We start from the raw sequence: 12,643 nt of genomic DNA on the forward strand, positions 1-12,643 counted from the left end.
ATACTCTTTCATGATTTTGGCGGCACTGCCTTGTCGAATGCTTGAACCTTCTTGGTGCCTTCGTTAGACTTGAGCAGAAATCAGAAGGTTCGAGTCAAATCGACCTAATACAGCGACATCCTCGAAAATCTCCCCAACGCAACAAGAACAGCCTGTTGTGCGCGAGGAAACTCTCACTTCACTCTACGCGCTAATTTAGCCGCGTCAAGCAAGCAAATCTCGGACTTTAGTGAATTCTGGAGTCAGTCGCGAGGAATGTGCCGAAAAAACGGGAGTATTTGCCTTGGTTGCCAGGGTTGTCTAAGGTCCCTGGTATTTAAACAGACTGCCCCGCTAATTGGCCACTTGGTTTCACTTTCTCAGAAGGGGGAGAATCGTTAATATGAGGGCACTCGCCGTTAACGCAAGGCTATTCCCTGTAAGGGAAAGCGACACCTCCTTCGAGTTGGCAGATGCCAGCCGAATTCGTGCAAAGGGAAGGCATGCTTAGTTGGTGGAAAAATCTGATTCGCGCGATCACAACGGTTGTACAGGGTCTTGGGGTGACGCTTCGGGTTTGGAAATCGACGTACGATCCAGCTCGAAAAACATTTACCGAGCACTTCGAGTATCCCGAGCTACCTGCGCAAGTGGCTCCCCGCTACCGGGGGTTTCATCGCTTTGATGTCACCACCTGTATTGGTTGCGACCAGTGTGCCAAGGCTTGTCCGGTCGACTGCATCTACATCGGCAAAGAACGTGTCGAGAACGGCAAGGGTTTTAGGCTAACGCACTTCACCATTGATTACACCAAGTGCATGTTCTGTGCTTTGTGTGTTGAACCGTGTCCGGTCGATTGCATTTTCATGGGAGGCACACTCGACTTGAGTTCCTACAGCCGCGATGGTGCCTTGGTGGACTACTCTCGTTTGCCGATTGATGTTGCCTGGGGGCGAGCCACCTTGAATCCAACCGCTGTGGCGGAATCTAAAGCAGTCCTGCGCCCTGTCCACGGCGGTCCTGCCGAGCAAACCGGCTAGTTGCAATACCGTCGTGTGGTCCCTTAAATGAGGTCATGCGAACGGTGCCTGGGCCGCTTCATTAACATGCTTCAAAAGTCACTTCATCAATGAGTTTATCCACCACGATTGTCGCGTACCTGATCCTGTTCACTGTGGCAGGCTTCGGTTTCGTGTTGGTGAATCTCTTGCTGGGAAGCATTCTCCGGCCGAAGAATCCGCACGAAGAAAAGCTCGAGATCTATGAGTGTGGCGAGCCGACGATCGGTTCGAGCTTTGTTCAGTTTGATCTGCGATTCTACGTGGTTGCTCTGTTGTTCATCATCTTCGATGTCGAAGTCGCGTTTTTCTTTCCCTGGGCGGTCGTCTTTGGGAAGTCAACTCAGCTCGCCAAACCGGAAACACCTGCGATTGTCGAAATGGAAGATGGCACCCGTGTGATTGGTCCGGGATACGCAGGCCTGATGACGGAGCTTGGTTTGCCGGTCGGTGAAGAGGAGCTTCTAGCATCAAAGGACGTTGCCGCCAGCAACGCCCAGGCCCGTTCGGCTGCTGCAAAACTAGTTTGGACGTGCGTAGCGGACATCATGGTCTTTTTTGCGGTTCTGATGGTCGGTTTCGCGTACGTTTGGAAGCGAGGGGATCTCGACTGGGTGCGCTCGATGTCCGGGCATGCGCGCACACGTACTAAATCAAAATCAAGCTGGCAGGAATCGACTCAGGTGGCCTCAACTCCTTAGTTGCTTAGCAAGGTAAACCCAAGCATGATTGACGAGCCCTTCGTAGAGAAACTCAAGCAACGTTTCGGCGATAAGGTCGTAGGTGCGAATCTCGAGAACGTCGATCCCTGGATCGAAGTGTCGCCAACTGGTTTAGTGGAAGTGTGTCGTTATCTCAAGGAAGAGTCTTCGATCGCGTTTGACTACCTGAATTCGATTTGCGTTGTCGACTACTGCGAGACCGATCCCAAGAAAGCCGCCAAGGCAAAGTGGCAGCCACACTTAGAGGTCGTTTATCACGTTTCCAGTATTCGTCATAAAACGACTGGCACCATGAAGGTAATGCTATCGCGTTGGAAGGATGCAATCGAAGGACAAATTCCTGAATTGCCGTCGGTTACCAGTGTCTGGAAAACGGCTGATTGGCACGAACGTGAGGTATACGATCTATCCGGCGTTCTGTTTATTGGGCACGAGAATTTGAGACGGATTTTGTGCCCTGAAGACTGGGTAGGGCACCCGCTTCGCAAGGATTATGTCATGCCGCTCGAGTATCACGGAATCCGTGGACGCTAGTTCGTGAAAGCCCTTTGAATGTCCAACGCGAATCAATCCGAAATCATTGAACTCGATGTTCGCACCGACGAGATGTTGGTGAATATGGGGCCGCAGCATCCCAGCACGCATGGTGTGTTACGGCTTGTCTTGCGCACCGATGGCGAGGTTGTCTCGGAGGCGGTACCCCATATCGGATACCTGCATCGCTGCGCGGAAAAAATCGGCGAGAACCTCACGCCGCGGCAGTTCATTCCTTACACCGACCGGATGGATTATCTGGCCGGTATGAACATGAACCTTGGCTGGTCATTGGCTGTGGAAAAGCTGCTTGACTACGACCTGCCAGAAAAAGTGCGACATACCCGCGTGATGATTGCGGAATTGAATCGCATCGCCAGTCACCTGGTGGGAATGGGAACCTACGGGCTCGATTTGGGGACCTTCAGCCCATTTCTGTACGCGTTCCGCGAGCGAGAGAAGATTCTCGATCTGTTGGAATGGGTCTGCGGTGCGCGGCTAACCTATAGCTATATCACCCCAGGGGGCGTGACGGCCGATTTGCCTTTCGACTGGATCGATAAGTGCAGCCATTTTCTGGATCAGTTCGAGCCTCAGATTCCGGACTATCACACGCTTTTGACAACGAACGCCATTTTCATCAAACGGACCACGGGCATTGGGGTTATGTCGGCCGACATGGCGATTGCCTATGGCTGTTCAGGGCCGGTGCTGCGCGGGTCTGGCGTCGATCATGATCTTCGCCGAGATGGCGAGCCTCGCTACCGGGCAATGTACGAGGGATACGATTTCGAGGTGATCGTCGAAAGAGACGGTAGCTACCCGACGGATCAGGTTTATCCCTCCGTGCCGGATGAGGCTGTGCTGGGCGATTGTTGGCACCGGTTCTACGTGCGGATGTTAGAAGTGATTCAGGCGATCAAATTGATCCGCCAGGGGATGGATTTTTATCGGAAGTCGAGCGGCGACTGGGGAACGCCCATCAAGCTGGCAACCAAGCTGCCGCCTGGCGAGGCCTATCTTGAGACGGAGTGCCCTCGTGGGCAGATGGGATTCTATGTCGTATCCGATGGGGGCGACTCGATTCCTCGCCGGGTCAGGGCTCGCAGTAGCTGTTTCAGTAATCTTTCGGTTGTCGAAGAACTCTGCCGTGGTGGCTTGATCGCCGACATTCCAGCGATCGTTGGTTCGCTGGATATTGTGATGGGGGAAATCGATCGTTGATCGTACTGTGGTGGTAAAAGGTGTTTGGAGCCTTGCTGGGGCCTGCGTGGTTTACTCGTTGGCGATGTATTCAAGGTGCATCTCCCCTTTGGTTTTACGGTAAAAATGTTAGCCACCTGGCCGACGAGTTGACCCGCTTGGGATCGGAACAACAGTGATGAATTTTCGGAAAGCTTTGTTGGCAGGATGTTGGGTTGTGGTCATTTCATCAACCGCCTTTGCTCATCCGCAGCATGGTCTTTCAGGCAGTAGCTTGGGAGCAGGCTTCTCACACCCATGGTTTGGTTTAGATCATCTTCTGGCGATGATCGCTGTTGGGCTTTTAAGTGTGCAGATAGGTGGGAAAGCGATTTGGATACTTCCGGCAACGTTCCTGGGCATGATGGTCGTTGGTGGCACTATTGGCATGAATGGAGTGCAGGTTCAATTTGTTGAGTATGGGATCGCACTTTCGGTGGTTGCTCTCGGTGTTGCTTTGGCCTTGGGGATGGCATATCCAATTGTCTCTGCCGCCATCTTTCTCGGAGTATTTGGTTTGATGCACGGCCATGCTCACGGAATCGAGATGCCTGCAATGGCCGATGCTGTGTGGTATGCGTCTGGGGTTGTTGGTGCTACCGCACTACTCCATTTGGTCGGGATTGCTGTTGGATTGAGCGTGAAGAATAGTCGGCGTTGGGCACCTTCACTTCGTCTGTCTGGAGTGGCAATCTCGCTGGTTGGAGTCTGTTTGCTTTTGGGTGTGCTGTAGTGGCAATTGATCCTGATGCGAGTTGCCGAGAAAACAAACACCAGGTGAACTAATTCCCGGCGAGAAAGCCGGAGTTTGACGACTGAGTAGTTTTCGCCGGGTGCCTGGGTCGGTATCATGAGGGTCCGGGAAAAGGCTGTGTTTTGCCCGGTATTTTTACGCACAAGGAAAGCGCGCACGTGGGAGAGTTCTTCGCAGGTTGGTTTCCTGCAGGATGGGAATTCCTGGGGTACACGGTCGCCGCGCTGATTCAAGCCTTCTTGCTGGTCAATGTGATCGCTCTGGGTGCGTTTGTGTTCATCTGGGCCGAACGGAAGGTCTCTGGCCGTATTCAAGATCGCCTGGGGCCAACTCGCACTGGTGGGGCATTTGGGTGGCTTCAATCGCTGGCCGACGGGATTAAGCTTCTTTCAAAAGAAGACTTGATGCCCAAGGATGCTGATCCCATCCTGTTCAAATTGGCACCCTATGTGGCGTTCGCCGCCAGCTTCTCCGCGTTCATGGCCCTCCCCTTCGCTTCAGGGTGGGTGGCTTTGCATTTGAACATCGGTCTGTTCTTTCTGATCGCCGTCTTGGGATTGGAAGTCTTCGGCGTGATCTTGGCAGGGTACTCGTCAGGGTCGAAGTGGTCGCTGTTCGGTGCAATGCGGCAAGCGGCCCAGGTTGTCAGCTATGAAGTGCCGTTGGGTCTCTGCGTGATCGTTCCCCTGATGATCTGCGGAACGATGGACCTGGTTGCTATTGGCGATCAGCAGCGAGGTTTGTTCACCAATTGGCTGATCTTCCACGATCCCTTCATCTTTGTCGTGTTCTGGATTTACTTTACGTGTGCGGTTGCTAGTGTGAATCGAGCTCCATTCGACCTGGCAGAAGCCGAAAGTGAGCTGGTGGCCGGCTTTCTCACCGAGTACTCTGGCATGCGTTGGAGCCTGTTCTTCATGGCCGAATACGGCTCGATGATTTTGGTCTCGGCCTTGGCGGCGATCCTATTCTTTGGCGGCTGGAATGGCCCGATCCCCATTTTCAGCGCTCTGATGGATTGGTACCCCGACTACCTTGGCAATTGCTGGTGGTTCAGTTCAATCGCTAATCTGTTTGGCGTGCTTTGCTTGCTGGTCAAGGCATCGATTGGTGTGATCGCGATGATGTGGGTGCGTTGGACGTTTCCGCGTTTGCGTGTTGACCAGGTGATTACCATGTGCCTGAAGTACTGTGTTCCGATCGCCGCCGTATGCCTATTGGGGGTAATGTTCTGGACGGCGCTGGACGTTCCCTTCTTCAACGATTTACTGCCAGCTCAGGAACGCTCTTTGGTACGCGAGGGTTGGTATAAGACCGGCGAGAAGCAAGCCGATGCGCTGCTTGAATCGCTGTCGTCGTCAGCAGACGAGGAAGGAGAAGTCGAGTGACTCCACTTCTCGCGGCCACTAGCGAAGTAGCGATCAACTGGCACACGGTGTTGTTTTATGTCATCGCCTCGTGTGCCTGTGGTTTTGCCGTCGTCGTGGCCATGACGAACAACATCGTGCGGATGGCGTTTGCCTTGATTGTCTGTCTGGCGGCAACCAGCGGCTTGCTGTTTCTTGCCGGAGCCTATTTCGTTGGTGCGATGCAACTGATGATCTATGTCGGTGGAACGGTCGTGCTGTTGATCTTCGGCGTGATGCTCACGGCGCAAAAGGCGTTCATTACCATGCGAACCCCTGCTGGCGACTGGATATTGGGGCTATTGGTGGGCGGTGCCTTGCTGGCCATTTTGGTGCAGCTTGTATTTCTCATTCCACAGTGGCAAAGCTCGGACTATCAGTCTGTCGTCGATGCGCAGTTGCTGGCTTTCGCGGAAGAACTCAATAGTCAACAGGCACGCGGGGAAGAGATTACCGCGGCGCAGCGACGCAAATTAGAGCTTATGGCGGCCAAAGCCAGTGAAGGAATGCCGCAGCGGACAGGCGAGATTGGCCTGGCGCTCGTAGGTGTGAGAGCGGATAAGATTGAAAGCGAAGAAACGGGCTTAGCAGGCTACTTGCTTCCCTTTGAGATTGTTTCGGTTCACTTGCTGGTAGTGCTGGTCGGGGCCGCATTCCTGGCCCGGGCTAAACGGCATCATCACGGAGGCGATCACCAGTGAGCTTTTTGACCGAACCCATCGGATTGTCTCACTTCCTGGCGGTCGGAGCATTTCTGTTCGTGACCGGCGTGCTGTGCATGGCAACGAAGCGAAATGCCTTGGGTATATTGATGGGCATCGAGTTGGTCCTTAATGGAGCGATCGTCAACTTCGTGGGATTTGCGAGTCCTTACTTCCGCGACGAGACCTTGGGTCTCGATGGGCATCTGATAGCGATATTCGTCATCGTTTTGGCAGCAGCGGAAGCAGCAGTTGCCCTGGCGATAGCCCTGAACTTTTACAATAACCATGCGACTATAGACGTCGATCGCGCGGATGAACTAAAAGGTTAATGGAAGTTTTCCTGCCGTATCTTCCGAGTTTGCTGGCGACCGCGGTGATACTGCCGTTGGTGTCGTTCTGCGTGATCTTAGTGGTCGGCAAGTGGCTAGGTGATCGAGGAAAGCCAGCGGGATGGATCGCGACGAGTGCTATTCTGGCCTCGACGCTTCTGTCGTTCTTCTCGGCGGGCATTTGGTTCGCCGTCCATCATACGCCTGCTCCGCACGTGATGGATGACGCTCACCATGCGGTTGAACATTATGCCCCGCCGGTGATTGTCGGCAATGGCTACACGTTGGCAAGCTTCGCTGGGGCCGAGGTTAGCATCAATTACTATATTGATGCACTAACGATCCTCATGTTTTGTATGGTGACTTTTATTGCCACCTGCATTCATTTCTATGCCACCGGATACATGCACGAAGAATTGCATGGCGTGGTGGATAACGAGGCACTGCTTGCCAATGGTGAATCGCTGCGTCGGCCAGGCCGGTATGCACGATTCTTCCAGGCCTTTTCCCTGTTCTGTTTCAGCATGCTGGGACTGGTGATTTCAGGGAACTTCCTGATGACGTTTGTCTTTTGGGAGTTGGTTGGGCTCTGTTCCTGGTTACTGATCGGTTTCTATGTCGAACGCCTATCGGCGTCGACCGCTGCCAACAAGGCCTTTATCGTCAATCGCGTCGGCGACTTTGGCATGTTGATCGGACTGATGGCTTTGTGGGCCAGTTTAGGTACACTCGATTTCGGTGACATGCCGAGTGCAGGTAACGGCGTGTTTGCTCAGATGCGGAGCGAAGAGAATCACTACGCATTGAAGACGCCTGACGGCATGGTTCGTCTGGCCGCTGCGGATCGAATCGACGAATTGGCCCTCGCTTCCGCCGAACCACTAAGTCAGGAACAGCTTAACGCGAAAGTCGATGCTTCGATTGAGGTCTGGCGCGACGGGAAGGCCGAGGGAGACACAACGAAGTACGGCTACACACTGTTGATGATCGCCGGCCTGGGAATTTTCTGCGGATGTGTCGGCAAGAGTGCCCAGTTACCGCTGCACGTCTGGTTGCCCGATGCCATGGAAGGCCCAACGCCTGTGTCGGCCCTGGTGCACTCAGCCACGATGGTTGCCGCTGGCGTGTTCCTGGTGGCGAGGTCGTATCCAATCTTCTTGCCGGAAGTGCTGTTGGTGATTGCCTGCGTCGGCTGCATCACCTTGTTCTTAGGGGCAACGATCGCTCTCGTCTCTACGGATATTAAACGTGTCTTGGCCTATTCGACGGTTAGCCAGCTGGGGTACATGATGTTGGCTCTTGGTGTCGGCGGATGGGCGGCAGGGGTGATGCATTTGATCACGCATGCCTGTTTCAAGAGCTTGTTGTTTTTGTGCTCTGGATCGGTGATCCATGCGGTGCATACCAACGAAATGCCCCACATGGGCGGGCTCATTCGCAAGATGCCATGGACCGGGTACACGATGCTCGTTGGCTGCCTGGCGATCTCGGGGATTGGTCTTCCATCGATCTTCGGACAGCCGATCGGGCTGAGCGGTTATTACTCGAAAGACGCCATCCTGGAGCAAGTGTTTTCGTTCCGTCATTTCAATCCGGTTTGGGGATCCGTGTTCTTCGCGGTTGCTTGCGGCGGTGCCTGTTTGACTGCGTTCTATATGTTCCGCATGTGGTACCTGACGTTCCTTGGCGAGCCACGTTCTAGCCACAAGCACGAGCATGCCCACGAATCGCCCAGGACGATGGTTGTACCGTTGGTCTTGCTGGCGATTTTGGCAGTAGTTGTCGCTTGGCCGATCTACGATTGGGTGGGACTACCTACCCTTGCTCGAACAATCGAGCAGGCACGGCCAGCAGGTATTTGGCAAGATATGGCCGGTAGCCATTGGCATGTTACGCTGCCGGAAGAGTCGAAGGGGCACACTGCCGCAGTCAAAGGGCCGGTCGGGCTGTTGGCATTTGGGGCAGCGATTAGCGGTATCTTGTTGGCATCGGTGTTCTATTTGTGGAAGACATTGGACCCGGCCGATGTGCGACGTTCGTTCGATCCGCTGTATCGTGTCCTAATGAATAAGTGGTACTTCGACGAAATCTATCAGGCCGTTTTTGTAAGCGGGACACTTGCCGTGGCGACATGCGTTGCATGGTTTGATCGGTGCGTAATCGATCGACTTGTCGATGGTGCGGCTTGGATGGTAGTTGGTTTGGCAAGGCTTTCCGACTTTTGGATTGATCGTCGCGGAGTCGATGGTTTCGTGAACTGGTTTTCACGGCGGACTTATCGATTGGGCAGCAGCTTACGGACAGTGCAGACGGGAAGTTTGCGGCAGTATGTAATGCTCATCGTTATCAGCACCGTGACGTTGTTTCTGATTCTAAGTTATTGGACTTATTCGCTGGCTCGGTAGCGGCTAGAGCTTTTTGCCCTTGAGGCACTTGTATGGATAACCTGGCAAACTTCATCGTGACATCGTTGATCTTCACGCCTGTGGTGGGTGCGATTGTCTTATTGTTTTTCCCTTCGGAAAACAAATCGCTGCTGCGCTGGTTCACGTTGTTGGTCACACTGCTTGTATTGCTGCCGACACTGTGGATTGCCCTTCCTTGGAGCGAAGCCCTTAGCTTTGAAATTGGGGATGCTGGTCTTCAGCATGTCGTTCAGGCGTCATGGATTCCGTCGTTCGACATTCAGTTCTTTCTCGGTATCGATGGGATCAGCTTTCCCTTGCTGTTGCTGACGGCGTTGATTTCCTGTCTGGCGATGGGGGCCAGTTGGACGATCGACAAGTACGTGAAAAGCTACTGCATGCTTTACCTGTTGCTGTTGGCTGGCATGATGGGCGTGTTTTTGTCGCTCGACTTCTTTCTGTTTTATATTTTCTGGGAAGTCATGCTGCTGCCGATGTACTTCCTGATTGGTGTTTGGGGCGGACCACGTAAGGAATACGCCGCGATCAAGTTCTTCTTGTACACACTGGTGGGTAGTGTGCTGATGCTGATCGCCGTGTTGATGCTTTATTTTAACAGCGATCTACGGCAGCTTTCGGTACAGCAACTTGCAACCGCTCATATTGCTACTTGGGATGAAGCTGGCCAATTACTTTCCGCAGAGGAATACAAGGCAAAGATCGATGCTAGCGAATATCCGTTGCATACGTTCAATATTCTGGCTTTGCAGCAACTCGGTCAGCATACGGACGTTTTCGATCAGGCATTGCTGTTCGGCAAGTCAGTCCAGTGGTGGGCATTCGTCCTGCTATTCATCGGTTTTATCATCAAGGTACCCAGTGTGCCGCTTCATACCTGGTTGCCGGATGCCCACGTGGAAGCTCCCACACCAATCTCGATGATCCTGGCCGGGGTGCTGCTGAAGATGGGTGGTTATGGCATCGTGCGAATCTGTTACCCGATCTGTCCTGATGCCGGGTACGACCTGGTTTGGGTAGTGAGTTCGATCGGTGTGATCAGCATGGTTTATGGGGCATTCGCGGCGTTGGCTCAGACCGATTTCAAACGAATGGTCGCCTATAGCTCGGTAAGTCACATGGGCTACGTCGTTTTGGGACTGGGTGTCTGGAGTGCGACAGCCGGAACGGTGTTCGATCCGGTCTCATGGAGCATGGGTGTCAAAGGTGCACTGTTTCAGATGATCGGTCACGGGATTAGCTCGGCTGGTATGTTCTTCATGGTTGGTGTTATTTACGACCGAGTACATCACCGCGATTTAAATCAGTTCGGCGGTCTGTACGGCAAGATGCCTGTCTACACCGCGATGGCGATGCTCTTATTCTTCGCAGGCCTGGGGTTACCGGGTCTCTGCGGCTTTATTGGCGAAGTCTTCGTTGTTCTTTCGGTTTGGAAACTAAGTGCTACGCTTGCTGCAATCGCGGCGGCGGTGGTTATTTTGACGGCGGCATATATCTTGTGGGCAATCCAACGCGTGTATCTTGGTCCTGAGTATCGAGGTCCACACCCGGAAGAACTGACCGAGATAAATCTCCGGGAAATGGCCATTGCCCTGCCCCTTTGTGTGCTGGCCGTTGTTCTCGGTGTCTTTCCGGCAACGATGTTCCGATACATGGACGCCACAGTCGATCAGCAGGTAACCGACCTGGTCGATTGGACCGAAGATGTGAAGCTTCCCCGGCTTCGAGCGGAACGAGAGGCAGCCGCGGAAAAAGATGTTGCTGCGAATGCACCCTAAGTTGACCCAATACCTACATGTTTGTCACCCTCGTAAATCACCTGACCTCCGATACCTTTGCCAGTCTCCCTGGGTTTGGGGCAGAGTTGGTATTGTGCGCGACGATTGTGGTGATTCTGTTGGCACGCATGTTTGCCTTCTCTGAACGCATTGACTCAACTTGGTTCGCCCTGGTGGGAACATTGATATCGCTTGGTGTTTTGTCGCCACTGGCCCCTTGGGATATCTCGCAAAGTCCGGCCCGCATGGTTGCCATTGGTGATTTGCCACGTGTCGAGATCTTTACCGGAATGCTCGTTTACGATGGCTTCTCTGTCGTGATAAAGGCCTTGCTGCTCACCTTTCTATTGCTGTTTTTCGTGCTCGTAAAGCTAACCAAAGCACACGGCAAGCCAGATAGCCCTGATTTCACGACATTAGTGCTGGGCTCAGCTTTGGGCATGTGTTTGATGGTATCGGCAAATCATATGCTGATGGTCTTTTTGGCGATCGAGATGGCATCGGTTCCGTCATATGCCATGGTTGCGATCCATCGTCACGATCGAAAGGGTTCAGAAGCAGCGCTCAAGTATGCCGTGTACGGGGCAGGCACCGCCGGGGTGATGCTTTACGGAATAAGTCTCCTGTGCGGGATGCTGAATTCAGCCCACGTGCCGACGATGGCTCAGCACCTCGCGGAAATGGCAGCCGAGGGTATATCCCCTGCCGAGAGTGTGATCTTGGTGATGGCTATGCTGATGATCCTGGTGGGCGTGGCATTCAAGCTATCTGCCGTTCCGTTTCATCAATGGTGTCCGGACGTCTTTGAAGGAGCGACCGCCGAGGTGGGGGCGTTTCTCTCCGTGGCATCCAAGGCCGCAGCCTTGGCACTGCTGGTACGCATGGCGGTAGGGCTCACTTGTTTAGAAAGTGCCCCGCTCGGTTTAGTGGAATGGGAAAGGGGAAATGCGAATACGATTGCCGTCGAGACTGAAGCGGTCGGACCGGCGTTAGGTTCCATCCGAAACGTCGTAGCCTGGCTGATTGCCGTGATGGCGGCCGTGACGTGTACGTTCGGGAACCTTGCAGCCTTTGCTCAAACAAATATCAAGCGACTCTTGGCCTACTCTACGATTGCCCACGCAGGCTACATGATGATGGCCGTGCCGGCAGTACTTGCGCTGGTTTCGATCGATCCTGTTGCGGCCGGTCAGTGTGTCGGCTACTTGGGGCTTTATATTGCGGTCTATCTGGTGATGAACCTCGGGGCATTTGCCGTCGTGGCCATGGTGCGTGATGTTACGCGAAGTGAAGAAATCCAGGACTATGCTGGGATGATTCATCGCAACAAATCGTTCACCATTTGCCTGGCCGTTATGTTGATTAGTCTCGTTGGGCTTCCTCCGCTGGCTGGCTTTATTGGCAAGTTTGCGGTCTTCGCGGGACTGGCTCGCGGATATCTGGCAAGCGGTGAAAACTATCTGATCGCGTTGCTAGTAATTGGTTGTGTGAACACTGCGATAAGCTTGTTCTACTATCTTCGAATTGTGAAAGTAATGACGATCGATTCCGTCGACGCAGATACGGCCCCAATGCGGAGTTCGCCTGGTATCTTGCAGGCCGGCTACTTGTGGTGCTTGACCGTACCAGTATTAGTGCTGATTATCGGTTGGGATTTTCTGAACGTTTGGATTCAACAAGCCGTTCGCGGTTTGGTCTCGTGATGTTTTAGGTG

General features: G+C 53.5%; 11 protein-coding genes. All 11 read left to right on the forward strand.

What is annotated here, in order from left to right; all coding sequences use genetic code 11:
• Positions 1-482: 482 nt before the first annotated feature.
• The 11 genes from C5Y96_RS14575 (at position 483) to C5Y96_RS14625 (ending at position 12,632) form a co-directional block, all read left to right on the forward strand.
• Complete coding sequence (locus C5Y96_RS14575) at positions 483-1,019, forward strand: NuoI/complex I 23 kDa subunit family protein (RefSeq protein ID WP_105354870.1); 537 nt, start codon at positions 483-485, stop codon at positions 1,017-1,019.
• Between the two features lie 89 nt (positions 1,020-1,108).
• Positions 1,109-1,738: an NADH-quinone oxidoreductase subunit A gene (locus tag C5Y96_RS28145; protein ID WP_105354661.1), complete on the forward strand. Its 630-nt coding sequence runs from the start codon at positions 1,109-1,111 to the stop codon at positions 1,736-1,738.
• 24 nt (positions 1,739-1,762) lie between these two features.
• On the forward strand, positions 1,763-2,293 hold the full coding sequence (locus C5Y96_RS14585; protein WP_105354663.1) for an NADH-quinone oxidoreductase subunit C: 531 nt from the start codon (positions 1,763-1,765) through the stop codon (positions 2,291-2,293).
• 18 nt (positions 2,294-2,311) lie between these two features.
• Positions 2,312-3,517, forward strand: coding sequence for an NADH-quinone oxidoreductase subunit D (locus C5Y96_RS14590; RefSeq protein ID WP_105354665.1), 1,206 nt, complete (start codon positions 2,312-2,314; stop codon positions 3,515-3,517).
• A gap of 157 nt (positions 3,518-3,674) precedes the next feature.
• Positions 3,675-4,268 carry a HupE/UreJ family protein gene (locus C5Y96_RS14595; protein WP_105354667.1) on the forward strand — a complete coding sequence of 198 codons (594 nt, stop codon included), beginning with the start codon at positions 3,675-3,677 and terminating at the stop codon, positions 4,266-4,268.
• 179 nt (positions 4,269-4,447) lie between these two features.
• Positions 4,448-5,677 (forward strand): NADH-quinone oxidoreductase subunit NuoH, encoded by a 1,230-nt coding sequence (nuoH, locus tag C5Y96_RS14600; protein WP_105354669.1) that lies wholly within the window; start codon positions 4,448-4,450, stop codon positions 5,675-5,677.
• Positions 5,674-6,396, forward strand: coding sequence for an NADH-quinone oxidoreductase subunit J (locus C5Y96_RS14605; RefSeq protein WP_199188709.1), 723 nt, complete (start codon positions 5,674-5,676; stop codon positions 6,394-6,396). Before nuoH ends, C5Y96_RS14605 begins: the two co-directional genes overlap by 4 nt.
• The gene (nuoK, locus tag C5Y96_RS14610) at positions 6,393-6,728 is read left to right on the forward strand and encodes an NADH-quinone oxidoreductase subunit NuoK (protein ID WP_105354671.1); all 336 of its coding nucleotides are present in this window, start codon (positions 6,393-6,395) and stop codon (positions 6,726-6,728) included. Before C5Y96_RS14605 ends, nuoK begins: the two co-directional genes overlap by 4 nt.
• Entirely contained in the window at positions 6,728-9,133 is a 2,406-nt protein-coding gene (gene nuoL, locus C5Y96_RS14615) for an NADH-quinone oxidoreductase subunit L (protein WP_105354673.1), read from the forward strand. The genes nuoK and nuoL overlap by 1 nt, the downstream gene beginning before the upstream one ends.
• Positions 9,134-9,165: 32 nt before the next feature.
• The gene (locus C5Y96_RS14620; RefSeq protein WP_199188710.1) at positions 9,166-10,929 is read left to right on the forward strand and encodes a NuoM family protein; all 1,764 of its coding nucleotides are present in this window, start codon (positions 9,166-9,168) and stop codon (positions 10,927-10,929) included.
• Between the two features lie 17 nt (positions 10,930-10,946).
• Complete coding sequence (locus C5Y96_RS14625; protein ID WP_105354675.1) at positions 10,947-12,632, forward strand: NADH-quinone oxidoreductase subunit N; 1,686 nt, start codon at positions 10,947-10,949, stop codon at positions 12,630-12,632.
• Positions 12,633-12,643 lie beyond the last annotated feature (11 nt).

The organism is Blastopirellula marina, from assembly GCF_002967715.1.
In the GTDB taxonomy this organism is placed as follows: Bacteria; Planctomycetota; Planctomycetia; order Pirellulales; family Pirellulaceae; genus Bremerella; species Bremerella marina_B.

Excerpts from the sequence above, each read along its gene's own strand:
- C5Y96_RS14595 (WP_105354667.1), top strand. The coding sequence starts at position 3,675 with ATGAATTTTCGGAAAGCTTTGTTGGCAGGATGTTGGGTTGTGGTCATT.
- C5Y96_RS14585 (WP_105354663.1), top strand. The coding sequence starts at position 1,763 with ATGATTGACGAGCCCTTCGTAGAGAAACTCAAGCAACGTTTCGGCGAT.
- C5Y96_RS14625 (WP_105354675.1), top strand. The coding sequence starts at position 10,947 with ATGTTTGTCACCCTCGTAAATCACCTGACCTCCGATACCTTTGCCAGT.
- nuoL (WP_105354673.1), top strand. The coding sequence starts at position 6,728 with ATGGAAGTTTTCCTGCCGTATCTTCCGAGTTTGCTGGCGACCGCGGTG.
- C5Y96_RS14620 (WP_199188710.1), top strand. The coding sequence starts at position 9,166 with ATGGATAACCTGGCAAACTTCATCGTGACATCGTTGATCTTCACGCCT.
- C5Y96_RS14575 (WP_105354870.1), top strand. The coding sequence starts at position 483 with ATGCTTAGTTGGTGGAAAAATCTGATTCGCGCGATCACAACGGTTGTA.
- C5Y96_RS28145 (WP_105354661.1), top strand. The coding sequence starts at position 1,109 with ATGAGTTTATCCACCACGATTGTCGCGTACCTGATCCTGTTCACTGTG.
- C5Y96_RS14590 (WP_105354665.1), top strand. The coding sequence starts at position 2,312 with ATGTCCAACGCGAATCAATCCGAAATCATTGAACTCGATGTTCGCACC.